At 59.6% G+C, this 23,554-nt stretch carries 27 protein-coding genes; 13 read left to right on the top strand and 14 right to left on the bottom strand.

Features of this window, described 5'->3' with window-relative positions; all coding sequences use genetic code 11:
* Nucleotides 1-10: 10 nt before the first annotated feature.
* The 4 genes from FTW19_RS25675 to lpxC form a co-directional block, all read right to left on the bottom strand.
* On the bottom strand, nt 11-166 hold the full coding sequence (locus tag FTW19_RS25675) for a hypothetical protein (protein ID WP_187143218.1): 156 nt from the start codon (nt 164-166) through the stop codon (nt 11-13).
* Nucleotides 167-332: 166 nt separating this feature from the next.
* Complete coding sequence (gene tgt / locus FTW19_RS02595) at nt 333-1,448, bottom strand: tRNA guanosine(34) transglycosylase Tgt (protein ID WP_147646187.1); 1,116 nt, start codon at nt 1,446-1,448, stop codon at nt 333-335.
* Between the two features lie 92 nt (nt 1,449-1,540).
* Nucleotides 1,541-1,999 (bottom strand): 2-amino-4-hydroxy-6-hydroxymethyldihydropteridine diphosphokinase, encoded by a 459-nt coding sequence (gene folK, locus FTW19_RS02590; protein WP_147646186.1) that lies wholly within the window; start codon nt 1,997-1,999, stop codon nt 1,541-1,543.
* The gene (lpxC, locus tag FTW19_RS02585; RefSeq protein ID WP_147646185.1) at nt 1,992-2,906 is read right to left on the bottom strand and encodes a UDP-3-O-acyl-N-acetylglucosamine deacetylase; all 915 of its coding nucleotides are present in this window, start codon (nt 2,904-2,906) and stop codon (nt 1,992-1,994) included. Before lpxC ends, folK begins: the two co-directional genes overlap by 8 nt.
* Nucleotides 2,907-3,061: 155 nt before the next feature.
* On the opposite strand from lpxC, the gene rsmG reads away from it, so the two are divergent.
* From rsmG to FTW19_RS02565, 4 genes are all read left to right on the top strand, one after another.
* Nucleotides 3,062-3,676 carry a 16S rRNA (guanine(527)-N(7))-methyltransferase RsmG gene (gene rsmG, locus FTW19_RS02580; RefSeq protein ID WP_147646184.1) on the top strand — a complete coding sequence of 205 codons (615 nt, stop codon included), beginning with the start codon at nt 3,062-3,064 and terminating at the stop codon, nt 3,674-3,676.
* Between the two features lie 796 nt (nt 3,677-4,472).
* Entirely contained in the window at nt 4,473-5,315 is an 843-nt protein-coding gene (locus FTW19_RS02575) for a ParA family protein (RefSeq protein WP_147646183.1), read from the top strand.
* A 104-nt stretch (nt 5,316-5,419) separates the two neighbouring features.
* Nucleotides 5,420-6,331, top strand: a complete 912-nt coding sequence (locus FTW19_RS02570; protein ID WP_147646182.1) for a ParB/RepB/Spo0J family partition protein — start codon at nt 5,420-5,422, stop codon at nt 6,329-6,331.
* Complete coding sequence (locus FTW19_RS02565) at nt 6,328-7,050, top strand: methyltransferase family protein (protein ID WP_147646181.1); 723 nt, start codon at nt 6,328-6,330, stop codon at nt 7,048-7,050. The genes FTW19_RS02570 and FTW19_RS02565 overlap by 4 nt, the downstream gene beginning before the upstream one ends.
* 257 nt (nt 7,051-7,307) lie before the next feature.
* Here the strand turns inward: FTW19_RS02565 and FTW19_RS02560 are convergent, their stop codons facing one another.
* A complete protein-coding gene (locus FTW19_RS02560; protein WP_147646180.1) occupies nt 7,308-7,568 on the bottom strand; it encodes a hypothetical protein in 261 nt (86 codons plus the stop codon).
* A gap of 97 nt (nt 7,569-7,665) precedes the next feature.
* On the opposite strand from FTW19_RS02560, the gene FTW19_RS02555 reads away from it, so the two are divergent.
* A complete protein-coding gene (locus FTW19_RS02555; RefSeq protein WP_147646179.1) occupies nt 7,666-8,310 on the top strand; it encodes a trimeric intracellular cation channel family protein in 645 nt (214 codons plus the stop codon).
* Between the two features lie 9 nt (nt 8,311-8,319).
* Nucleotides 8,320-9,117, top strand: a complete 798-nt coding sequence (locus tag FTW19_RS02550; RefSeq protein WP_147646178.1) for an SDR family NAD(P)-dependent oxidoreductase — start codon at nt 8,320-8,322, stop codon at nt 9,115-9,117.
* Nucleotides 9,118-9,171: 54 nt separating this feature from the next.
* On the opposite strand, the gene FTW19_RS02545 is transcribed toward FTW19_RS02550, so the two are convergent.
* Both FTW19_RS02545 and FTW19_RS02535 read right to left on the bottom strand, forming a co-directional pair.
* Entirely contained in the window at nt 9,172-12,333 is a 3,162-nt protein-coding gene (locus FTW19_RS02545; RefSeq protein ID WP_187143217.1) for an LssY C-terminal domain-containing protein, read from the bottom strand.
* A 127-nt stretch (nt 12,334-12,460) separates the two neighbouring features.
* Nucleotides 12,461-13,318: an NAD(P)H-binding protein gene (locus FTW19_RS02535; protein ID WP_147646175.1), complete on the bottom strand. Its 858-nt coding sequence runs from the start codon at nt 13,316-13,318 to the stop codon at nt 12,461-12,463.
* Nucleotides 13,319-13,411: 93 nt separating this feature from the next.
* Here FTW19_RS02535 and FTW19_RS02530 point away from each other — a divergent pair, with 93 nt between their 5' ends.
* Entirely contained in the window at nt 13,412-14,326 is a 915-nt protein-coding gene (locus tag FTW19_RS02530; protein WP_246153541.1) for a LysR family transcriptional regulator, read from the top strand.
* Between the two features lie 394 nt (nt 14,327-14,720).
* Here FTW19_RS02530 and FTW19_RS02525 read toward each other — a convergent pair whose 3' ends face one another.
* On the bottom strand, nt 14,721-15,017 hold the full coding sequence (locus FTW19_RS02525) for an HU family DNA-binding protein (RefSeq protein ID WP_147646174.1): 297 nt from the start codon (nt 15,015-15,017) through the stop codon (nt 14,721-14,723).
* Between the two features lie 303 nt (nt 15,018-15,320).
* Nucleotides 15,321-15,716 (bottom strand): VOC family protein, encoded by a 396-nt coding sequence (locus FTW19_RS02520; protein WP_147646173.1) that lies wholly within the window; start codon nt 15,714-15,716, stop codon nt 15,321-15,323.
* 62 nt (nt 15,717-15,778) lie between these two features.
* Here FTW19_RS02520 and FTW19_RS02515 point away from each other — a divergent pair, with 62 nt between their 5' ends.
* On the top strand, nt 15,779-16,225 hold the full coding sequence (locus FTW19_RS02515) for a MarR family winged helix-turn-helix transcriptional regulator (RefSeq protein ID WP_147646172.1): 447 nt from the start codon (nt 15,779-15,781) through the stop codon (nt 16,223-16,225).
* Here FTW19_RS02515 and FTW19_RS02510 read toward each other — a convergent pair.
* On the bottom strand, nt 16,197-16,949 hold the full coding sequence (locus FTW19_RS02510) for a zf-HC2 domain-containing protein (RefSeq protein ID WP_147646171.1): 753 nt from the start codon (nt 16,947-16,949) through the stop codon (nt 16,197-16,199). The two genes, FTW19_RS02515 and FTW19_RS02510, sit on opposite strands and share 29 nt — an antisense overlap.
* Nucleotides 16,946-17,599: an RNA polymerase sigma factor gene (locus tag FTW19_RS02505; RefSeq protein ID WP_246153540.1), complete on the bottom strand. Its 654-nt coding sequence runs from the start codon at nt 17,597-17,599 to the stop codon at nt 16,946-16,948. Before FTW19_RS02505 ends, FTW19_RS02510 begins: the two co-directional genes overlap by 4 nt.
* Before the next feature lie 95 nt (nt 17,600-17,694).
* Between FTW19_RS02505 and FTW19_RS02500 the strand changes: the two genes are divergently transcribed.
* Both FTW19_RS02500 and FTW19_RS02495 read left to right on the top strand, forming a co-directional pair.
* Nucleotides 17,695-18,657 (top strand): metallophosphoesterase family protein, encoded by a 963-nt coding sequence (locus FTW19_RS02500; RefSeq protein ID WP_147646170.1) that lies wholly within the window; start codon nt 17,695-17,697, stop codon nt 18,655-18,657.
* A complete protein-coding gene (locus FTW19_RS02495; RefSeq protein WP_246153539.1) occupies nt 18,654-19,418 on the top strand; it encodes a heme-binding domain-containing protein in 765 nt (254 codons plus the stop codon). The genes FTW19_RS02500 and FTW19_RS02495 overlap by 4 nt, the downstream gene beginning before the upstream one ends.
* Here FTW19_RS02495 and FTW19_RS02490 read toward each other — a convergent pair.
* From FTW19_RS02490 to FTW19_RS02480, 3 genes are all read right to left on the bottom strand, one after another.
* Entirely contained in the window at nt 19,407-19,592 is a 186-nt protein-coding gene (locus FTW19_RS02490) for a hypothetical protein (protein ID WP_147646169.1), read from the bottom strand. The genes FTW19_RS02495 and FTW19_RS02490 overlap by 12 nt on opposite strands.
* Nucleotides 19,593-19,670: 78 nt before the next feature.
* Nucleotides 19,671-20,369: a DUF2461 domain-containing protein gene (locus FTW19_RS02485; RefSeq protein ID WP_147646168.1), complete on the bottom strand. Its 699-nt coding sequence runs from the start codon at nt 20,367-20,369 to the stop codon at nt 19,671-19,673.
* A 15-nt stretch (nt 20,370-20,384) separates the two neighbouring features.
* Nucleotides 20,385-21,386 carry a zinc-binding alcohol dehydrogenase family protein gene (locus tag FTW19_RS02480; protein ID WP_147646167.1) on the bottom strand — a complete coding sequence of 334 codons (1,002 nt, stop codon included), beginning with the start codon at nt 21,384-21,386 and terminating at the stop codon, nt 20,385-20,387.
* 68 nt (nt 21,387-21,454) lie between these two features.
* On the opposite strand from FTW19_RS02480, the gene trxC reads away from it, so the two are divergent.
* The 3 genes from trxC to FTW19_RS02465 all read left to right on the top strand — a co-directional run bounded on the left by trxC (nt 21,455) and on the right by FTW19_RS02465 (nt 23,554).
* Complete coding sequence (gene trxC / locus FTW19_RS02475) at nt 21,455-21,889, top strand: thioredoxin TrxC (RefSeq protein WP_147646166.1); 435 nt, start codon at nt 21,455-21,457, stop codon at nt 21,887-21,889.
* Between the two features lie 75 nt (nt 21,890-21,964).
* On the top strand, nt 21,965-22,444 hold the full coding sequence (locus FTW19_RS02470; RefSeq protein WP_147646165.1) for a hypothetical protein: 480 nt from the start codon (nt 21,965-21,967) through the stop codon (nt 22,442-22,444).
* A gap of 162 nt (nt 22,445-22,606) precedes the next feature.
* A complete protein-coding gene (locus FTW19_RS02465) occupies nt 22,607-23,554 on the top strand; it encodes an SPFH domain-containing protein (RefSeq protein ID WP_147646164.1) in 948 nt (315 codons plus the stop codon).

Genomic DNA, 23,554 nt, shown 5'->3' with positions numbered 1-23,554 from the left:
GCCCGCGCGCTTATCCCTTCACCGAAGGTGCAGTCAACGAAGTTGCAGTGGGGCCGTACTCCCCAGGAGCACACTTCGTCGCCCCTGCCAGAATTCCATCCAGATGGTGCGCGGCAAATAGAGTCGAGGGGTCAGCGACCACACGACCACAGGCAAATCGCTTCATGGAGCAATCCTCTTGCTTGGCCGTTACCGTACTTACTGCTCTGAATGCGCGCTTCGGGCCCGTCTTGTATGCCTCAACTTTGTCACGGAACCTACCCATTGCACAATTGCATTTACGGGCAAGATAGTTCCTGCCTAGCTACCCTGCCACTTCGCCGGCAAAACGATCATTCCGCTTGATCGAATTCGTTTCGCAGCGCCTGCATTTGGTCCAAATAGAAGGCGAGGTTGTGTTCACTCGCCAGCGTAAGAGCCAGCGGCTCTCCGGTGTGCATCAGGTGCCGCAGATAGGCACGCGTATAGCGCCGGCAGACCATGCAATTACATGCCGGATCAGGAGGGTTCTGATCTTCGGCGTACTGCTTGTTCTTGATATTCAGGCGTCCCTGGCTGGTGAAGAGAAGGCCGTGCCGGCCGGCGCGTGTGGGCAGCACGCAGTCCATCATGTCGACACCCATACGGGCGTACTCGACGATCTCGTCGGGATAGCCAACGCCCATCACATAGCGCGGCTTGTCTTTGGGGAGATATTCCAGCGTATGCGCGATCATCTCGCGCGTGACCTCACGCGCTTCACCGACCGCGAGCCCGCCGATGGCATAGCCGGGGAAATCCATCTCGACAAGCCTCTCGGCTGATTCGGCACGGAGGTCCTTATACATGCCTCCCTGCACGATGCCGAAGAGCGACTGGTGACTGCCGTCGAGCTCGTTATGCCACGGCACCTCATGACGATGTTCTTTCCAGTAATCCAGCGATCGCTGCGCCCAGGCATGGGTCAGTCCCATCGACTCTTTGGTGCGCTCCCATGTGGCTGGGGTTTCGACGCACTCGTCGAAGGCCATCATGATGTCTGCGCCGAGCGCGATCTGGACCTCCATGGAGTGTTCGGGCGAGAAGAAGTGCTTTGATCCATCATGATGCGAGCGGAATTCGACGCCATCGGGAGTGACTTTGCGCAGCTCGCTCAGGCTGAAGACCTGAAAGCCGCCGGAGTCGGTGAGCATGGCGCGGTTCCAACTCATGAACTTGTGCACTCCGCCGGCGCGGCGGATCAGCTCGTGTCCCGGGCGGAGATAGAGGTGATAGGTGTTAGCGAGAATGATGCCCGCGCCTTTGCCTTCAGCTCCGTTGGTCTCCATGACATCCTGCGGGACGGCTTTGACGGAGGCCGCTGTGCCGACTGGCATGAAGACCGGGGTTTCTACCTCACCGTGAGGCAAGGTCAGGGTGGCCCGGCGCGCAGGGCCGGATTCTTTCAGGAGCTCAAAGCTAAGGGACACAGATTTATTTTACGAAGCCCAAGTCTGGGTGCCCATCCATTGCTACGCCATGGATGGGGCACCCAGTTTCGAGGAATCAACAGGCGGATGGCCTAGCTAAGAGAATCGCGGAGCTCCGCGATGGTGCTATGTAATACCGGATGGACCCACTCCGGAGCGATCTCTGCCAACGGCTCAAGTACAAAGAGCCGCTCATGCATCGCCGGGTGGGGAAGAGTGAGCCCATGCTCGTGCAGGACGAGATCGTCGTAAAGCAAAAGATCGAGATCGAGCACACGAGGGCCTTTTTGCGGCACAATCGCGCGATTTCGCCCCATTTTGCGCTCGATTTCGAGCATTTCCCGCAGGAGAATCAAAGGAGTTAACCCCGTTTCCAGCAGGCAGGCGCCGTTCAGGAAGTGGGGCTGGTCCAGATAGCCGACTGGGGCGGTATCGCGGAAGGTAGAGACGGCGAGAACCTGGCCAAACGTACTAAGTTGCTGAATTGCCTGGGATAAGTGTTCCTGCCGGTCACCGAGATTGGAGCCAAGGGCAATCGCCGCTTTAGGCATGGACAGGCTGCAGACCGGCAAAGGCGTCGGATTCGACAGCCTCCTCGTCGTAGACGTAGGCCAGCTCCCAGGTAGAGCGGTCTTTCATGAGCTGGGAGACGAGGGCGGTATGCATGGCGTGCCCGGCACGTTCGGCGACAACGCGGCCCTGAATGCGGCGGCCTGCCAAGGCGAGATCACCGATGAGGTCGAGGACTTTGTGGCGGACGAACTCATCCGGGAAACGAAGCGGGCCGTTCTGGACACCGGTGCGGGTGAGGATGATGGCCGACTGCTCGGAGACTCCGCGGATCAGACCCATGTCGCGAAGCTTGGCCTCATCTTCTTTCCAACCGAAGGTGCGGGCGGGAGCGATGAGGTCGGTGTAAGCTCCGGTCTCGAGGTCGCCGAGGAAACGTTCGCGGCCGATCGGCGAAGGGAAGTCGATGAGGTAGTCGATCTGGTAGCCGGTGCCGGGGTAGACGCCGATGAACTTATCGCCCTCGCGGACCTCGACCTCTTTGAGGATGCGGATGTATTCCCGCTTGCGGCGCTGCTGACGGCTGCCGACGCGTTCGAATTCCGTCACGTATGGTCCGGCGGAGCCGTCGAGGATCGGGAGCTCGAGGTTGTCGATCTCGACGATGACGTTGTCGATGCCGTAACCAATAAAGGCCGAGAGCAGATGCTCGGTCGTCGAGATGAGTACGCCCTGGCGCATCAGGCTGGTGGCGTAGCTGACCTTGGCGACATTGCGATTGTTTGCAGGGATCTCGAAGCCGTCCAGGTCCGTGCGGCGAAACACAATACCTGACCCTGCGGGGGCAGGGATAAGGCGCGTGGTGACGGGAGCTCCGGAATGAAGGCCAATACCGGAGAAGCTGATCTCCGAGGCGATGGTGCGTTCGTAATGGGGCTTACCTGACACTCGTTCCAATCACCGTCCCAAACTTGTGACGAGAGTCAGAGTAGCCCCGATTCAAAGAAGTGCGGATGTGGCAAAAATGACACAGTTAATCGCTTGGCTTATCCACATTGCTTTGAATTCCGCATAAGTTCGCTGCGGGCGATAGACTTCTCGCGATGACCACGCTTTCCCTGGAAACCATGGAGTCCTTACTGCAACCGTATCTGCCCTCTGGAGTACCCGCTGGTGTCGCAGAGAAATTGTCGGGGTACTTAGACCTGCTGCTGAAGTGGAATGCCCGGACAAACCTGACGGCTATCCGACAGCCAGAGGAGATGGTGCGCCGGCACTTCGGGGAGAGCCTCTTTGCCGGGGGATTATTGCCAGCGGAAACAGGAACGCTGCTCGACCTGGGATCTGGAGGTGGATTCCCGGGGATCCCGATCCAGATCCTGCGGCCAGAAACCGCGGTGACCTTGGCGGAGTCCCAAGGGAAGAAGGCGGCGTTTCTGCGGGAGGTCGTTCGGACGCTGGGGTTGAAGACAGCGGTCTGGGGAGACCGGGCGGAGAAATTGGCCGAGAGCTTCGATGTCGTCGCGATGCGGGCCGTGGACAAGATGCAGGAGATGATCCCGGTGGCGGAGAAGCTGGTTGGTCCCGGGGGGTATCTGATGTTGCTGACAACCCGTGTCCAGGTTGAGGAGTTACGCCGGCCCGCGAGGTTCGTTGTGCCGCTGCCCGGGTCGGTGGATGGGGTAGTAGCTTTGTTCCACGTGGAACAGGCAGGTTGAAGAAGGAGGGCTGGAGACGTACGGCGTGGATGGATATGTTCCACGTGGAACAAGGCCCTCGGTGATGACAGTACTGGAGCCCCGGGCCCCGCTTTTGGGACCTGGGTATTTCGAGCGCAAGCCCGAACCGTAGTTTGGTCATCCCGCAGGATCGGCCTCTGACTACCTGGGACGCGGAAGGGAGAAGCAGATTTCTCCGCTTCGCTACAAAATGACAAAGAGAACTGGTTTCCGACAGATATGGAGCGGACCTCAAAAGCAGGTCCTTCACTTTGTTCAGGATGACAAACCCAAAGAGATCTGTTCACCCGGAATCCGTTCCACGTGGAACATTGAGCTATGTACTGAGCGCGGTTCAATCGCTGCGAAGTCATCCGGGTGAACAGTTTTTAGGGGCTGACCAGCTACATCCGAGGATCTTCGCTTGAAAACAGAAAACCGGTTCGAGCTTCGCTCGAATTCCCAGGTCCCAAGGCGGAACCTAGGCACACGGGTCTGTGGTGATTCGGGACAATCCGGGTGTTCCACGTGGAACATCCGGGCCGTTTCAGGAGCAAAATCGGCTGCTCAACCTCCGCCTTTCGCCTTCCACTTCCGTTTGCAACTTTCAACCTTTTTCACCTTCCCGCTCTTTCCCGGTGGAAAACTCCCGGAATGCGTCCCGTAGAGCACTGGCGCGGGTTTTCGTCACAGGTGTTCCACGTGGAACAACACTTTTCCACCTTCGTTCCACAGGTATCCGAGGGCTACATATTGAACCTCGTATCGCCACTCCCGTAGGCTCAATTCTGTTCCCATGAGCAAGGTACTAGCCATAGTGAATCAGAAGGGCGGCGTCGGGAAGACGACGACTGCCATCAACCTCTCTGCCGCCATTGCCCTGGAAGGCCTGGATACCCTGTTGATCGATATCGATCCTCAGGCAAACTCCACCGGCGGCCTCGGTTTCGGACGAGATGACGAGCGAGCGTCCACCTACGACGTGCTAATGACCGCCGTGACGCCGGACGCCGCCATGCTCACGACCGAGATTGGCACCTTGAAGCTGATCCCTTCGAGCAAGAACCTGATCGGCGCCACCATCGAACTCATTCAACAGGATCGCCGGGAGTTCCGGCTTAGGGATGCCCTGGAGCCGCTGCGGGAGCGTTTTCCCTTTATCCTGCTGGACTGTCCGCCAGCCCTGGATCTGCTGACCCTGAATGCCCTGGTCGCCTCCGATGGCCTGCTCGTACCGATGCAGGCCGAATACTTCGCCCTGGAAGGCATCAGCGAGCTGATGAGCACGCTGGACCGGGTCTCCCAGGCCTTCAATCACGGCCTGGCGCTGGAAGGTGTGCTGATGACCATGTACGACGAGCGCACCAACCTGGCACAGCAGGTCACGGCCAATCTGCAGGAGTTCTTTGGGGACAAGCTGTTGAAGACCACCATCCCCCGCAATGTACGTCTGGCGGAGGCTCCCAGCCACGGAAAGCCGGTGATGGTCTACGACCCGCGGTCACGTGGGTCCGATGCCTACCGCGACCTGGCCCTGGAGCTATTGAAGCGCAACAAGATCGAAAGCCCGAAAGCGAAAGAACGCGCCAAGGCAGCGAAGACGGGGCAGGAGTTCAAATTCTGGCCCTACAACAAGTAGTAATTTGCAGGATGGGCCGGATAGTGCTTGCACAATGAGCCGAAGGCCGGCCGATGAAGTTTTTTCTCTGATCTCTGTTTTCTCATCTCAGGAGTCGTTCAACCATGAGCACTGGAGCCAAACGCGCCGCACTGGGGAAAGGTCTGGAAGCCCTGCTTCCCTCCAAGAAGCCGGCTGCTGAACCCGTCGCCCCACCGCCCCCTGCCCCCTCTGTCACCGTCATCGAGGGCAAACCGAAAGAGATTCCGGTCGAGGCGATCGAGCGCAACCCCTATCAGACGCGCACCCGGTTCGATGAGACGGCGCTGGCGGAGCTGAGTGCGTCGATTGCGGAGCTGGGCGTGGCCCAGCCGATCCTGGTACGTTCGCTGCCTGGCGGCAAATTTCAGCTCATCGCCGGTGAACGCCGCTGGCTGGCTTCGCAACGCGCAGGTAAGACCACCGTTCCCGCCATCATCAAAGAGGTCTCGAACGAGCAGGCGATGGAGATCACCATCGTCGAGAACCTGCAGCGCGCCGATCTGAATCCGATGGAACAGGCCAAGGCCTATCAGAGGCTGTCAAGCGAGTTCGGTCTGACCCAGGAACAGATGGCCAAGCGCACCGGCAAAGATCGGGCGAGCGTCGCTAACTTCCTTCGTTTGTTGAAGTTACCGGAATCGGTCCAGGCCCGCGTAGAAGTCGGAGAGATCAGCTTCGGGCATGCGCGTTCGCTGCTAGCCCTCGAAGACTCCCAACTTATTGAAAAGGCAGCACTTAAGGTTGTACAGATGGGCATGTCCGTCCGTGCGACTGAGACGTTCGTCCAAAACCAGCTCAATCCGGAGCGCAAGCTGGGCAAGGTCGAGACAGTGGAAGAGCCGCCGATCGATCCCAATGTGAAGGAAGCCCAGACCAAGCTGCAGCGGACGCTTGGCTTGAAGGTACGGATCGAGGACAAGAATGGCAAGGGCAGGGTCGTCATCGAGTACGCCAATGTCGACGACTTCGATCGTCTGCTCGAGGCCTTGGCATGAAGTGGCTGCGCGCGACCGCGCTTGAGTATCGCCTGCGGTATCTGATTCACGCCGTCATCTTCATACTTGGCTTTACCGCGCCATGGAATAAGGGTTGGATGAATGTCGGCCGCCAGTCGGTGTGGGTCGAGCTCTCCGGTGGCCTGATGAAGGGCACAGGCCTCGGATTCGCCACGGCTACCGAGACGGTGCTGGTGTTGGCTGCGCTTCTGGCCTGCGCGGGGGCCTGGCTCCGGATCTGGGGTACGGCCTATCTCGGTGTTGGAGTCGTCGAGGACTCAGGCATGCACGGCGAACGTGTCATCGCCGATGGTCCGTATCGCTATACGCGCAATCCGTTATATCTGGGCTCCATTCTGCATACCCTCGGGGTTGCCGTGCTGATGCAGCCGCTGGCGGCATTGTTCGCGGTGGTGTTGATTACCGCCGTCCAGCTCCGCTTGATTCTGCGGGAAGAGGCGTTCCTGGAAGAACAGCGTGGCCCAGCGTATCTGACCTACAAGGCGGCCGTGCCGCGGCTATTTCCCAGCCTGCAGGCGCGCGTTCCCGCAGGGGGAGCAAAGCCCGCATGGGGGCAGGCAATTCTGGGCGAGATCTATTTCCTTGGGGTTGCAGCCAGCTTCCTTCTGCTGGGCTGGCAATGGGATGCATGGCTGATTCTGCGCGGCATCATCATCTCGTGGGGCGCAGCGTTGGTGGCACGTGCGTTCACCAAGTAGTTGGCGCGTACCAGCGAAATTAACCACAGAACTGGGTGCCCCAGCCACTGCAACACAATGGGTGGGATACCTCTTGAAGGCTACCTGGCCGGAAAAATACTGAGAAGCAGATTTCTCCGCTCCCGCCGGTCGCTACGAAATGACCAAATAAAAAAGACGGTCCCGCAAAGCGCGTTGCCCCATTCTTTCGTCGAGACGAAAGAATGGGGCAACGAAGATCATTCCAGCTCCCGGCTTCTGCCCTCAACCGCGAGAGCTTAGCGGACGATGCGGAGCTGCGGAACGCCGGTGGAGCGCATCGACGGCATGGACGGGCGGCGGCCGGCGCGCTTGTAGCTGATTGCGCCGATCACGATGGCGCCGAGCATCAGCGGCAGACCGGCAATGAGAAAGAAGACGAAGAAAGCCAGAAACTCAAGAACGCGTGGGCGCTCCAGCGTGGAGCGCATCGTGGTGGCGTGCATGCCCAGAGCGAGCAGCGTATTCACAGCGAAATAGGCGAAGGCGAGAGTAGTCATAATGATGGCTCAATCCGCTCATCGGCCCCCCTCAGGGGAACTTGATAGCAATTTACGCGTGTACGTGCCCAAGGTACCGTTACCTTTGGGGGAAGAGATGGACACACCCAAACTACGGCGCGGCCTTGACCTCGTATTGTTGACCGCTGACTTCGCCGGCACGCTCCTGTTTGCCATGGAGGGCGCCTTGGCGGGTATTCGCGGTGCTATGGACCTTTTCGGCATTTTGGTGCTTGCCTTTACCACTGCTGTTGGTGGCGGCATCGTCCGCGACCTGCTGATCGGAGCTACACCACCCGCATCGATCAAAGACTGGCGATATGGAGCCATCGCTATTACCGGCGGCATGCTGGCATTTGTCTTTCATGGAACAGTGGCGCAGCAGGCCAGCTCGGTACTGATCACTGCTTTGGATGCCGCCGGGCTGTCGTTGTTTGCCATCGCCGGAGCTACCAAGGCGCTGGAGTTCGGCATGCATCCAATGATGGCGGTGTTGCTGGGCACAATTACCGGCTGTGGCGGGGGAACGATCCGCGACATCTTTCTGAACACAATCCCGGGGATACTTCGGACGGATATCTACGCCTCGGCGGCGCTGCTGGGTGCAGCGGTGATGGTGATTTCGGTGCGGGCGCTGCGATTGCATCCCAGCCTGGCGGCACTGGCCGGCGGCATATCCTGCTTCGTTCTGCGCATGCTGAGCGTGTGGCAGGGATGGAGCCTGCCGAAGATCGGAGCGTGAGGGAGAGCGATGTCTTCAAGCGAACAAAAGAGGCCGTTGGCGCTGGTTACCGGTGCGAGCAGCGGCATTGGATGGGAGCTGGCACAGGTGCTGGCCGCGAATCGCTACGACCTGGTGCTGGTAGCCCGCCGGGAAGAGCGGCTCAAGCAACTGGCGGAGATGCTGGCACAGAAGCATGGCGCCACGACACAGGTGCTGGCGATCGATCTCGCGCGGCCGGGAGCGGCCGCGCAGATCAAAGCAGAGCTCACGGCGCGTGAAGCAGAGATTGATGTACTGGTGAACAATGCCGGCTTCAGCCACCACGGACCGGTAACACAAGTGCCAGTCGAGCGACTGCATGCGATCGTGCAGGTCAATATCGTGGCGCTGATGGAGCTGACGCGGATGATCGCACCCTGCATGATGGCGCGTGGGCATGGACGCATTCTGAATGTCAGTTCAGTCGTAGGATTTACGCCGACTCCATTCGCGACCGTGTATGCAGCCACGAAAGCATTTGTGACGAGTTTCAGTGAGGCTCTGGCGGAGGAGCTGGTGGGGACCGGCGTTACGGTCACGACGTTATGCCCGGGGACAACAAAGACGGAGTTCGCGGAGGCGGCGGGTATGACAAAGACAATCGCCTTCCGCAGCGGTGCCATGTCCGCTAAAGAGGTCGCTGAGATCGGCTATACCGGCATGATGCGCGGAGAGAGAGTCGTGATCGCCGGACGGATGAACTGGTGGATGGTCTTTGGGGTTCGGTTTGCGCCGAGGAAGTTGGTCGCGAGGATTGCGAAGAAGATCATGGCACCAACTAATTGAATGATTGGATCATTGAAGGATTGAATAAGAGGTGGCTTCTCGAGCACCGACCGCTTAGAACGTGAAGGCGAAGCCCATGGTGGCGCGTTGTTGGAAAAACATGCTGTCGGGTGGGCCGTTGAGGACGAGGACTTCGTAGCTATCCGGAAGGGTATCGGGAAGAAAGCTTTCGTAGGAGTCGCGGATGATGCGCGGGTTGCGGGACCAGGTCTCGCGCCAGTCCATGCGCATGGTGAAGCGAGGTGTCACGCGGTATTTGATGCCGGCGCCGTACTGGAGTCCGGGTTGGAAGATGCCTCCACCGTCGAGTGGAGGCGTATTGCCGAAGTCGTAGGCGGCTTTGAAGAGTCCGAGGTTCTTGAGCCCGAGCGTGTAATACGACGAGGGACGCTTCAGCGGAGCATCCGCCAGAGCAATCAACTGCAGCACAGGGCCGGCGGCAACATAAGGACGCCAGCGTGAGCTCGGCGGACGGAAGTGCACAAGCGAGTTGTACTCGAACTGGCGCGTTGTCAGGCCGACGGTTGCAGTGGCCTGGTTGAAGTCCGAATCACTGATTGGTGTGTCTCCCGCGGGGATGGTGATCGCGAAGGCGCCGAGACGGTATTTGCCCTGCTGACGGAAGTAGCTGAACTCGTTCGAGACCCATTTCCAGGTGTTCACCGTGACGGAAAAGCCGGCCGTCCAGCCATCACCAACCTCATCGGCGAGGCCTGCAATGTAGAGCGGATCAGTGTCTTTGCCGGGAACCAGCAGAACGATATCGGCTTCAAGCGCCTCATGCCGGAAGCGAGTGTAGCCTCCGTGCAATGCGATCTCGTACTTCGGCGGAGCCCAACGGTTGCGGGCGAGCGAGGTATCGCGCTCCATCACCTGCTTTGCCGGATGGCTCTGCGGACGACCAATGTTGTCGGAGCTCTCTTCATCGCCGGCGTCAGAGGCTTCGGTGCGATACCAGTTTCCGAGGTTCGCGGGAGCATCGTGCTCCGAGAAGAGAGTGAACCCTTTGCGGCTGTAGTCGATGCCCTGGTAGATGAGATTGCTGCGGTAGAGCTGGCTGCGTAGCGTGAGCATGGTGTTGCGCACACTGCGCTCGAACTTGTTGGGCCGCGAAGCGGGTGTCGGTGTGGTGATGACCGGTGCGTTGCAATCGTTCAGGCGAAGCACGGCAACATCGCCGTCGGTGCGCAGGCGATCGCCGGTGGAGTTATAGGCATCGCGCGGAACCCAGGGCCTAGGCACCATCTGGAAAGCATCCACGCAGCGGGTGAAGATCAGGTCATTGACCACCTTGTCGCGCTCATTGTCGATGTACTGATCGATGACGTGAATGAAGGTGCGCTTCTTTCGCGAGAAGGCGATGCCCGTGTCCTGCGTTGTCGAAGCCGTAAGCACGGTCTTCCCATCGAAGGTCTTGCCGGTGGAGAAGACACGCAGGTGATGACGCGCGTTGAAGGTGTTAGTGGTCTTGGTCAGCGTGGTGATGGGCTCCTGATAATCGAGCAGGAGCGTCGACATAGGAGCTTCGTTGTAGGTCTGGGTGCCGCTGATGCTACGCAGTGTGGAGAACGTCGAGGCGGCGGTAAGTGAGTCGGTTGTAACCCAGCCGGAGGCGGCGAAGGCGCGTTTGAGAGCATCGGGGGATCCGAGAAAGACGATGCTGGTGAGATCCGAAGGATGATCGCCTACCTGAGTCGTCGTGCGGAAGGGAAGCGTCTGGAGGAAAGGTGGGAGCTCCGCCTGAAGAGAGGTGACCTCGCGTGCCGTCGTGCGCGGATACGTCGTCGCGGTAACCAGTGGCAGGTTGAGCGCGCCGATCATCTCGGTGCCGGCGGAGTAGAGAATCTCACTCTCGGCAAAGCCGAGCACAGCGATGGAGTCGGCGGTGAGCGCAACGTAAGCGATTGGATCGACCTGCGCGAGGCCGGTGATCTGGCCCTCGGCAGAGTGGCCAAGAGTGGCGGTAGCGCGCTGACCTTTGATGGTTCCAGCAGCATCCACGGTCTCGCGGGCGTTCTCAACCTGCACGACACGCACATCGACTGGAAGTGTAGGGCCGTTGGGAACCTGCGCCTGCTCGAAGTGAAGGGTGACGGCGGCAGACTCATGACCGAAGCCATAGTGCACACCACTAACCTTCACGATATGTCCGGTCAAGTGGGTGTTCTGCGGAAGATAAATGCGGCCGTCGACGACAGCGGGAAGAATGAGAGCGGCCTCCACCGGCTTTCCAGCCTTGTCTGTGCGCGAGTTCAAAGGCTGCAGCAGGCGAAGTGTGAGTCGCGTCTCGGCGGGGACACCGTTCTGTTGCCGGAGCGAAGAACGCAGGATGGTGTCTGTGCGCGAACCAGAGTGAACAAAGAGAGCTTCGCCGTCCGTGAGCCATGTGGCTGACTCCGGCTTGCCGTTGCGGACCACTACGGCGCGTCCGTCAGGAAGAAGCTGCAGCGTCTCGCCACCCGTCAGAAAGATGCGGTGGAAGAGATCTTCGCCGAGAGCGGTGCGCCGTGGAATCTCTTTGGCAGTGCTACCACCTGCGGGAGTGTAGCGAAGGGTATCGCTGGTGAGGGTGGGACGTGTCGCGCCAACCAGGCGCGTGTGAATCGCTGTGGTGTCCGCGAGGTAGACCACAGGTTGACCGTTCTGGCTGCCTTTGAGCAGGAAGACAGGGGGATCGTCGCCGTTCTGCACTTCGAGGAACTCGGGTCCATCAAGGGGAAGGTCACCGAGAGTGTGGCGTTCCCCGGAATCGAGATCGAAGATGCGGAGCTGCTGCTGCAGATGCCCCTTCTCCGGCGGTGCGACGACGATGACCGAGTGCGCCTGTTCGGCCAGCCAGGCATGCGTGGCCCGCCGGGTGACGAGCTGCGGTTTGGGCTTGCCATCGATGCGCGCTACGGCTCTTCCGAAGGTATGGCCGGGCTTGATGAGGACGTCGACGGAGCTCGCCGTCGGCTGTTGCGCCGCAAGTGTGCAGGCAAAGGCAGAGAGAGCGAGAGTTGCAATGGGACGAATCATCGGGGGTGGTACCACTGTAACCCGGGTTATGTTTGCGGGGCGACAGTTTTGCCAGTTGCCAGTTGCCAGTTGCCAGTTGCCAGTTGCCAGTTGCCAGTTGCCAGTTGCCAGTTGCCAGTTGCCAGTTGCCAGTTGCCAGTTGCCAGTTGCCAGTTGCCAGTTGCCAGTTGCCAGTTGCCAGTTGCCAGTGAAAGACAAATTGAGGTCGAAGCGGGTTGCAAGTTAAAAGTTGAGGCGTTACGGGCGGCGATAAATGCTATCGCGCGAAGCGCGATACCCCACCCTTTCGCTGAGCGAAAGAATGGGGCAACGAGATATTGCTGGTTCAGGCTTTCTGCAGAATGAGCTGGCGCAGGGCGGTTTCGAGAGTGGTAGTGCCGCGGCGGGGTGCGCCTTCGAAGCGGATCCAGCCTTCGTTGAAGCCGTCGAGCATGCGCATACGAGGTTCGGGATGTTGCATACCGGCGGCGCGGAACTCTGTCTCCCATGTCTCGCGCGGGATGGCTTGAGCGCGGACTTCGCGGCTGAAGAAGTGACCAAGTGTCGATGCAATCTCGATGGGCGTTACGTCTTGGGGACCGGTGAGCTCCACGATGCCGGTTGTGCGGTCCTTCCCGGTAAGCAGATCAGACGCAGTGGTCGCGATGTCATCGACAGCGACCATGGGTACAGGCTTGTCGAGAGGCTGCAGATGTGAGGCGAAGACGCCTTTTTCGCGGGCGGCGGCAAGAAGCCACTGTGTGTTCTCGATGAACCAGGTGGGACGCAGGAAGACGATGGGAAGACCGAGAGTACGCAACGCTTGTTCCCAATGGTGAAGCTGGATGAGAAGATTGTCACGATCGACCTGGCCGCCAATGGTCGAGAGGGCGATGACTCTGCCGGGCTTCGCAGCCTCTAAAGCATTACGGATAGATGTAGTGGCCGCGGCGGACTCGGGATATCCAGGCGCCGGATCGAAGACTGGTGGAAGCATTACAAAGACAGCTTCGGTATTAGCGAATGCACGCGTAAGTGCCGCAGTGTCGTCTGTGGATGCAACGGCTACCTCTGCGCTGGCCCGTTTCCAAATTTCACCTTTGTCAGTGCTGCGAACCACCACGCGTACTTTTTTTCCTTCGGCTATTAGCTTGCGGGCGATCGCTCCGCCTACCTGTCCTGTCACTCCCATGACTGAAATCATTGTTGCCTCCTCCTGTATGCGATCTGCAGATAGGACGTAGCTGTGCCTGGGAATGATCCTGACATCAGCACATGACAGTCATGACATACTGTCATGCATCCGATGAACTTCGATGAACGAACATTGAACGGGATGGGTGTACTGGCTGCGGTAGTGCGTAGCGGGAGCTTCGCTGCAGCGGGAAAAGTATTGGGCATCTCGCAGTCGGGCGTGAGCCGTGCGATCTCGCGCCTGGAGCAGCGGGTCGGGGTCCGTTTGCTGGAGCGCACCAGCCGGTCGGTAACCCTCACAGCAGAAGGCCGTCGTCTGCACGAGCAAATTCTTCCGCTGTTAGCGGGCCTGGAAGAAGCCGCCGCATCCATCCAGAGTGATGGCACGGAGATCTCTGGAAGATTGCGGGTCAATGCTGACGCTCTGTTTACGCAGCTACTGCTGGGTCCGCGGCTGCGGGAGTTTCTGGAGCGCTATCCGCGGCTGACACTGGAGCTGGATACCGGCGCTCGGGCAAAAGATCTGGCGGGTGAGGGATACGATCTCGCAATCCGCTTCGGCGATCCTCCGGAGTCGAGCATGATTGCCCGCAGGCTGCTGGAGACACGTGTTCTGACGGTGGCCTCTCCGGCATACCTGAAACGTTACGGACAGCCGAATAGCCCGGAAGACCTGCGCGAAGGACATGTGCTGATCGACTATCGCGATCCGGAGAGCGGACAACCGTTTGAATGGATCTTCCAACGAGGACGGCGACAGATCAGTATCGAGACACGCGGGCGCCTGATAGTGAATGACGTGGTGACCATGCATGCGGCGTGTCTTTCGGGATATGGAATCGCGCAGGTGCTGGAGCTTGGGATGGAGAAGCATCTGCGCTCGGGACGGCTGGTAGAGCTGTTTCCGGATTGGCCAGAGGAGAGGTTCCCGTTGTTTGCTCTGTATCCATCGAGAAAGCATCTGCCGCAGAGGACGAGGGCGTTTTTGGAATTTGTGGAACAAGTTGCTAGTTCCTAGTTGCTGGTTGCTAGTTGTATCGAAGGCGGGGAGGAAGCATTAGTAGAGAAGCAGATTTCTCCGCTTACGCTCCGAAATGACAAACAAAAAGAAGGCTCGAGCTCCGCTCGAATTCCCACCCATCGCGATGCGATGGATGGGGCACCCAGAGTATGGGCAACCAAACTCGTCGATGCAAAACTAGCAACCAGGAAGCAGCAACTGCCTTTAAAAGCCAAAGGCCAGGACTTTCGTCCCGGCCTTTGTGTTTCTGTTAGGTCCCGCCTCCGGTGCTCTCCCGCCCGTTTGCGCGGCGTTCTCCTCTCCGCGAAGAACGTTGGCCCGCGTTCCCAGTCGTGGCCTGCACGTCGGCTGCAAGAAATTGGACTGCCAGCCGAAGGGCGAGTTGCCAAAACTACTTCTTGGACGGAGCGATAACGTCCTTAGCGGCCTTAGCGACGCGGAACTTAACCACGGTCTTGGCCTTGATCTTGATGGTCTCGCCGGTCTGGGGGTTGCGGCCCAGGCGAGCCTTGCGCTCAGCCTTTACAAGCTTGCCGATTCCGGGAATCGTGAACTCGCCGTTCTTCTTGGTCTCCTTGACCGCGGTCTCGGACAGGAGGTCAAAGAAAGCGCCAACCTGCTTGTTCGTCAACTCAAGCTTTTCGGCCAGCGTGCGGATGAGGGCGGTCTTGGTCAGTCCCTTTGCCATTGTGTGTATCTCCTTAGTGCGTTCTACAGAATTCTGGTTGTCAGGATGCTTACCCGGTCCCACGCACCTTTTGGCAATCGCTAAATCGCCAGTGTTTACGCGGGTGGAAAGAACCTACCGCAACTCACACTGAGGCTTTGGCGAACGAAAGTCAAGGCCCAAACTTCAGTTTCCACAGGTTTTTTCCGTGTTTTCTCGGTTTTTGTCGCTTTTTAGGTACCAAAGGGCCCAAAAACAGCGATTTTGACGAAAAATGCGTTCTCAAACGGCGCCGAAGCAAGCTGACATTTCCGCGGAAGAAACCTAATCCCGTGCAACTTCGCTCATGACACCAAGCGTATTTCCGTCAGGATCGTTCACAAATGCCAGCCAGAGATCGTGACTCTTCATGCGGGCGACGAGGTGAGGCTCCTGTACGAGTGCAATGCCCTGTCCCTTCAGAAACGCGGCGACGGCCTGGATATCCGCGACCCGGAAGTAGACGGTCGTTCCGCCGCCGGCAGGCTTGTCTGAGGCGCCAATCATCAGGCGGACCGAACCACATTGAAAGAAGGCCATATTGCCCGCCTCAAAGAGGAACTGCATCCCGAGCACGTCGCGGTAGAAGGTAAGAGCGCGGGGCAGATCCTGGACAGTGAGAGCGACCTGCGCGATGTCGTTGAGGTGAAGCTGCGAAGAACTTTCTGCCGTTACCGTCATGGAATTCGCTCCGAGGATAGATAATTAGCCGAGCTAACGATATATCACATCCAGGAGCTTCCATGGCAAAAGATTCTCAGCGAACTTCCCGGGAGACTGCCCAGGAGCTCCATTCGGCAGCGATTCATCTGCTCCGCCGGCTGCGAAATGAAGATGACAGCAGCGGGCTGAGCGCTCCCCGTCTGTCGGCGCTTTCAGTGATCGTCTTCGGAGGTCCCGTCTGCCTGCGGGATCTCGCCAGGGCGGAGAAGGTGAAGCCGCCCACCATGACACGCATCGTGCATGCACTGGAAGCACAGGGACTTGTACGGAAACAACAGAACGCGAATGACGGACGTGGTATCTCGCTCTCCGCGACGACCGCCGGAAAGAAACTGCTGCTGGAGAGCAGGAATCGCAGGGTGCAGCCGCTGACCCGTCAGATTGACGCACTGACGGCTCAACAGCGAGAGTTGCTTGCAGAGGCGGCCCGCTTGCTGACTACGATTGTGCGTGACCAAGTACGGTGAGCACTGCCCTCAGCTCAGCCTCAGCGGTATCACTGACAGCAGTGAGCGTAAGGGCTCCCGCCTGGACCGATACAAGGTGAAAGCCGTTACGATCCTGCGAAGGAGGCAGCACAATAGCATCGCGTTGCGTGACGAAGACGGAGACATGGTGCTTCCGCACTAGAAAAAGAAGCTGTGCCGCGGGTTTGCCGCCGATGTAGGTAAGGTCGGCGCCTTGCAGCACGGTCTCCGCAGGTAGGTCTGCAGGCTCCGGAAGATTGAAGGAGTAAGGCAGCTTGCCCTGGAACCAGGGTTTCACGGTGTGCCTGTCTGAAGATAGGACCTGTGGGGTAGAAGTCTCCGGCAGGACAGCCAGGTGTTGGTCAAACAGTTCGGCGACCGTGGGCGATGCAGTGGAGCGAAGCCCGCGCCACTGGAGCACCGAGACGGCAAGCAGGATCAGCGCGGCGAGCGCGGCCCAGGTATACATCCGCATGGGAACCGTGCGGGCAGATGATGTGCGTCCGCGCGTCGTAGCTACGAGGCGGGCTCGCATCTCCGGCGAGAGCGTGTAACGTTGCGCCGCGCGCGCCGTTGCGGCCTTGAGTTGTGTGGCGGAGAGAACAGCGAGCGCGCAGGCGTGGCACGCAGCAAGATGCTCCTGCGCGGCGGCAATCTCCTGGGCCGCAAGCTCATGATCGGCAAACGCAGCGATGGTAGCGGGAGTGAGATGACCGGCGCTCATCGGGAGCCTCCAAATCGCGGCTGCAAAAGTTCACGGAGCGCCTGCCGAGCGCGGGAGAGGCGCGACATAACGGTGCCGGTAGGAATATCGAGAATGCCGGCGATCTCCTTGTACGAGAGCTCTTCCAGGTCGCAGAGCAGTAACACTTCACGCAGCGGAGGCGAGAGCTGCGCTAAGGCATCCTGTACCAGTGCGATGTTATCGAGCCGGATAAGCTCCTGTTCCGGTGTAAGGCCCAGGCTTGGCGGGTCGAAGGCCTCTTCCTGGTCTTCAAGAAATACCGTGCGTGACTCTGCAATGGCCGTACGCGAGTTCAGGAATGCATTGCGCTGGATGCGAAAGATCCATGCTTTGAAGTTGGTTCCCGGTTGAAAGCTGTCGAAGGCGCGCAAAGCCTTGGATAGCGTCTCCTGCACAAGGTCTTCCGCTTCGGCCTCATCGCGGCAGAGCCAGCGGGCGTGGTTGTAGAGAGCGGCAAGCTGCGGCAGAGCGAGATCTTCAAATCCCGCACGCGAGCGTCTGCCGAAGTCCATGGCGATGATCTTAGACGAGCCCGCGCTCGCCGACGAATTCACGCCCGCCGACCCACCCCCGCCTGCTCCGAAGACAGGCGGAGGGGACCCGCGGCGAAGGAAGGTTGCGAAGGCCATCGACTGTTTAACCGGCGAACAGCTTTTTTATTCCATCGCGTTTTTCGCGGAATAATCCGATCTCTGCGCGGTTCTCTGCCATGGAGGGAAGAGCAATGGCAGAGAACAAAACGCAGGATGAGAACAAGGGAGCCGGAGACGGGATCGACCGCCGCCAGTTTCTGGAGTGCATGGCTTGGGCCGGCACCGGACTGCTGTGGACGATGGCCGGAGGCGTACCTACGGCAAAGCTGCTGGCACAAGGAACAAAACAACGGGTGACAGGGCACGAGGGCTTCTCGTTCGTGCAGATCAGCGATTCGCATATCGGCTTCAACAAGGGAGCGAATCCGGATGTCACAGGAACATTGCAAACAGCGATTGAGCGGGCAAAGATGCCGGGCGGAGCCGTACCGGAGTTTCTGTTGCACACCGGCGACATCACGCAGAACTCAAAGCCGGCGGAGTTCGACACTGCAGCGCAGATCGTGAAGGGTTTCGGAAAAGACGTCTTCTACGTTCCCGGAGAGCATGACTTCATCGACGACGGCGAACAGTACAAGCAGCGCTTCGGCAAAGGGACGCACGGCACCGGCTGGTACAGCTTTGACCACAAAGGCGTGCGCTTCCTCGGGCTGAACAACTGCGTTCAGGTCGATGCGATGGGCAACCTCGGCGCCGAGCAGCTTGCATGGATGAAGGCTGAGCTGAGTGGTTTGAGTGCGTCGACCCCGATCGTAGTCTTCGCGCATATCCCGCTGTGGATGGTGTACGAGCAGTGGGGCTGGGGCACGAAGGATGGGGAGCAGGCACTCGCCTTGTTGAAGCGCTTCGGATCGGTGACGGTGCTGAACGGGCATATCCATCAGGTCGTGCAGAAGGTGGAAGGAAACGTGACCTTCCATACGGCGCGCGCGACAGCCTTTCCGCAGCCCGCGCCGGGAGCGGCGATGAATCCGGGACCGATGGTGGTGCCCGCGGGTAAGCTCCGCTCTGCTCTTGGTGTGACGCATGTCAAGGTCGCGCGTGGGCAGAACCATCTGGCGGTCGTGGATCACGCGCTGGCGGAGCAGGTATGAACGCGATGAGGCTTGCCGTGGGCGTGCTGCTGTGCAGCGCGGTCTCGATCGCGGCAGGAAGCTGGCATCCCTGGGGTGATCTGCATACGGCCCCTCCCTCAGACCGCAGCACATTGCTGCAAGGGGCGGGCCTGCCGGCACAGGCGCGTGCGGTGCTTGTAACCAAGTGCGCCGACTGTCACTCGGAGACAACCGTATGGCCCGCCTATACGCGGTTTGCTCCGGGAAGCTGGCTGATTGAGCGTGACGTCGCGGAAGGGCGGCGTCACCTCGATCTCTCTCAGTGGCAGCGGCTCTCTGCCGACCGGCAGGAGGTGCTGAAGCAGGAGATTGCGCAACAGGCGAAGCGAGGATCGATGCCACCGATGCAGTATCGCTGGCTGCATCCCGGGGCGGCGCTGACGAAGGATGAGATAGCCGCACTTACCAGCCTGCTTCCGGCGGATGCGGGTGGCAGCGGTCCAGGCGACGCGGTGCGCGGCAAGGCTCTGTTCGAACGGCGATGCACCGGATGTCATGCGCTGGACAGTAATCGAGAAGGACCGCGGTTGCGGGGTGTCTTTGGACGGCAGGCAGGGAGTGCCTCGGGGTTCTCGTATTCGTCTGCGTTGCGCGAGAGGCATGTTGCCTGGGACAGCGCGGGGCTGGAACGGTGGCTGTGCGATCCGGATGAACTCGTGCCAGGAAACAATATGGATTTCAGTGTGCCCAAGAGTCAGGAGAGGGCGGATATTGTGGCGTTTTTGGCCTCATTGAGGTGAAGTTGCCAGTTGCCAGTTGCCAGTTGCCAGTTGCCAGTTGCCAGTTGCCAGTTGCCAGTTGCCAGTTGCCAGTTGCCAGTTGCCAGTTGCCAGTTGCCAGTTGCCAGTTGCCAGTTGCCAGTGAAAGACAAATCGAAGTGGAAGCGCCTTGCAAGCTAAAAGTTGAGGCGCCACCCTTTGCCTACTGCGGTCGCGCGCAGCGGGATACCCAGGTCCCGGAGGGGACTTGGGGCACCCGGCGTTCTTTATGCGTTAGAGGCCGAAGAGTGGTTTGCGCTTCTGGGGTAGCAGGGGTGTGTTGATCAGTGTGACCAGAGGTGCGATGGCTTTGAAGCGCTTGACGATCTCTTTGCCAATTGCCGGTGTGAGCGCTGTATCCACTGGCAGCGTGACGGAGCGGCCCCACTGCTTGTTGCGGATGAGATCGATCGCCGGGTGATCGGCTGGAAAGCCTTTCGGTGGACGCGTGAGGGAGGTCGCCTCATCGTGCGGAAACAGTTTCACCAGCGGCTTCGCCGTGTAGAGTTTGCGCATCTCCGCGTGATGGTCGAGCAGGTAGCGGCGGACAGCGAGCAGTTGCTCAGGCTGCGGCATATAGCAGCCGGCGGCGATCAGCAGCTCTTTGCCGGAGAGATGGAAGTAGAAGCCGGCTCCTGAGGTCTTCTCGAGGCCCGTGCGCACCCACCATGCACCGATGTGCTCCTTGTAGGGGCGCTTGTCGTTGGAAAAGCGGGTGTCGCGATAGATGCGGAAGAGGATCTTTTGCGGAGGACGCACGTGATCGGGAGCAAAGTCTTCCATGGCATGCGTGATCTCCGAGATCAGCGTCAGCATGGGAGTCTTCAGCTCGCGCTCGAAGATCTCTTTACGCGGTTGGAACCAGTCACGGTCGTTATTGCGCTTGAGGTCACGCAGGAACTTCAGGGCTGCAGGGGTAAAGTGTGTTGCCATGGCGTACGGTGAGCGTTACTCCCATCCACTGAGCACCAGCTTACCGCGCACCTTGCCGGTAGCGATGCGTTCGTGCGCAGAGCGCAGGTTAGCAGCGTTGATGATGCCGAGGTTCTCGCCGGCGGTGGTGCGGATGGCGCCGGAGTCGACCATAGTGGCAACCTGCTTGAGAAGCTCGCCCTGCTGCTCGATGTCAGCGGTCTGGAACATGGAGCGGGCGAACATGTACTCCCAGTGCAGGGAGGCAGCTTTGCGCTTGAGCAGCTTGACGTCGATCGATGCGGGATCGTCGATAAGCCCCAGATGACCTTGCGGCGCGAGGATCTCGGCGAGTTGTGGGAAGTGATCCTGCGTATTGGTAAGGCTGGCGATGAGGTCGGGCTGGCGGCCGTTGAGCTGCGGCGGCAGCGGCTGAGAGTGGTCGATGACTTGGTGCGCTCCCAGCTCCTGAACCCAGGCCTTCGTCTCGGGGCGTGAGGCAGTGCCGATGATGTGCAGCCCGGTCAACTGACGGGCGAGCTGGACCAGGATGGAGCCCACTCCACCGGCGGCGCCGACGATCAGGAGTAACCGTGTGTCGTCCTTGCCTCCGGGAACGGCGCCAAGGCGGTCGAAGAGCAGCTCCCAGGCGGTAATGGCGGTAAGTGGAAGGGCGGCGGCGTGGTCAAAGTCCAGCGACTTCGGCTTGTGCGCCACGATGCGCTCGTCCACGAGGTGGAGCTGGGCATTGGTGCCCTGACGCAGCAGCGTGCCGGCGTAGAAGACCTCGTCGCCGGCACGGAAACCTTTGACCTCGGGGCCGACCGCCTTCACGACACCGGCGGCGTCGTAGCCGAGGACGCGATAGGGCTGACCGTCGACAGGGCCGGCGCTCTGCCGGACCTTCATATCGACTGGGTTGACGGAGATGGCTTTGACCTCAACCAGAAGGTCGCGGGCGGCGGCGACGGGATCCGGGAGGGTGATGTCCTGCAGAACGTCGGGAGGTCCGGGCTGGGTATATCCAATGGCTCGCATCGTATCCTTTGAGACTCAGATGCCGATAAGGGGTCTGAAGCATCTGATTTATAGATCGAGGTTAGATCATGATTCACACGTGCCACCATTGCGGGCAGAAGAACCGGATTCCGTCGAAACATCTGGCGGACATCGGCCGGTGTGGCAAGTGCAAGGCTCCGCTGCCGCCGGTTTCGAAGCCGATCAGCGTGGATGCGGCGGAGTTCGATGAGATCGTGCAGCAGTCCCCGGTGCCCATACTGGTGGACTTCTGGGCAGACTGGTGCGGTCCCTGCCGCATGGCAGCCCCGTACGTCGCCGAGGTGGCCAGCGCCATGGCGGGAGAGGCGGTGGTGCTGAAGGTGGATACCGAGGCTAATCCACAGTTGAGCGCGCGATACCAGGTGCGCGGGATTCCGAACTTTATCGTCTTCCGCAACGGACGGGTGGTAGCGCAGCAGGCTGGCGTGGTGCCGGCGGAACAGATGATGCAGTGGATCAGGGCGGCAAAGGCAAATTCCTAGTTGCTGGTTCCTGGTTGCTAGTTGGGTTTTAGAACCTGTTGGAATCTTTCGAGTTGGCGGAGTAAGAATATTGGCATGCGTGCCCTGGTTGGTTTGATTGCCTGTCTTCTCTCTGCCTGTGCCTGGGCGCAGGATGTGTGCCGGCAGATCGGCGCCGACGATTGCCGCGACTCGATTGCGTTTCTGCACGAGTTCCGGGCGGCCCTGGAAAAGAACGACAAGGTGGCGGTTGCCCTGATGCTGGACTATCCGGTGCGCGCTACCGTGAAGGGCAAGTCGAAGCTGGTCTCGCGGCAGGGATTACTCGAACACTTTGATGAGATCTTCGATCCGGCGACGCGATGTGCCATTCTGAAGTCCGAGGACAAGGACCTCTTCCACAACTGGCAGGGGTACATGATCGCGGACGGCCGCATCTGGTGGGACAAACGCGCTCCGAAGGGGACACCGAAGGTGAAGCTGGCCGATGCGGAGTTCGTGCGATTGCTTCCGTTCCATGTCATCACCATCAACAATGGTGGACCGACGACGGTAGCGGCCTGCGGCGGGAAGTAGGATCTCTATCCGAAAACTATCGGTAGAGAAGCAGATTTCTCCGCTGCGCTACGAAATGACAAAAAGATGACCCAGCTTCAGTCGACATCCGGAACGCCCTGAGCATTGGTATGCACTCTGGAATTCCGTCTGAGGTATTCTCAAGACCGCTGAGGTTCTTCTATGGACACTGCTGCCACCCTTCTGCTTTTTATCGCCTTTGTGATCGGCATTGTGTTGCTGGTCACGATTCTCAAAACGCTCTACACGGTTCGCACCTATACCGCAGGCGTGGTGGAGCGCTTTGGTAAGTTTCATCGCATTACCAAGCCCGGCCTGCATCTCCTGATTCCGTATGCCGAGCGGGTCTTCTTCGTGGACCTGCAGGTGCAGCAGGCGCAGTTCTCTGTCGAGACCAAGACGCGCGATAACGTCTTTGTACAGATTCCGGTAAGCGTGCAGTACCAGGTGCTGGAAGAGCGTCTCTTCGACGCCTTCTACAAGCTGAGCAAGCCGCAGAAGCAGATCGAGTCGTTTGTCTTCAACTCCATCCTCGGACACGTTCCCAAGCTGACGCTGGACGAGACCTTCGAGCAACAGAGCGGAATCTCCGTGGCCGTGAAGGGAGAGCTGGACGCCATCATGAAGGACTTCGGGTTTAACATCCTGACGGCGCTGGTCACCGACATCATTCCGGATGTGAAGGTAAAGACGGCGATGAACGACATCAACGCCGCACAGCGTGCCCAGGTGGCGGCACAGGCTCGCGGCGAGGCGGAGAAGGTGCTGAAGGTGAAGCAGGCCGAGGCTGAGGCACAATCGAAAGCCCTGCAGGGGCAGGGCATCGCAGCCGAGCGGCAAGCCATTATCGACGGTTTGCGCAGCTCCATCGAACACTTCCGCGAAGCGGTGCCGGGGACGACCGCCGAAGATGTCATGGCGCTGGTACTGGTGACGCAGTACTTCGACACGCTGAAAGATATAGGCCTGCGCAGTGGAACGAATACGCTGTTCCTGCCCAATAATCCTGGCGCAGCCAACGACTTTCTGCAGCAGATCGTTGCAGGGCTGCGTGCGGGCCGTGCCCCCGACATCAGCGGCACGGTAAACGCAGCACAACCGAACAAGTAG

Origin of the sequence: Terriglobus albidus, from assembly GCF_008000815.1 — a bacterium.
Lineage (GTDB): Bacteria > Acidobacteriota > Terriglobia > Terriglobales > Acidobacteriaceae > Terriglobus > Terriglobus albidus_A.
This window is presented reverse-complemented; position numbering and strand designations above follow the sequence as displayed.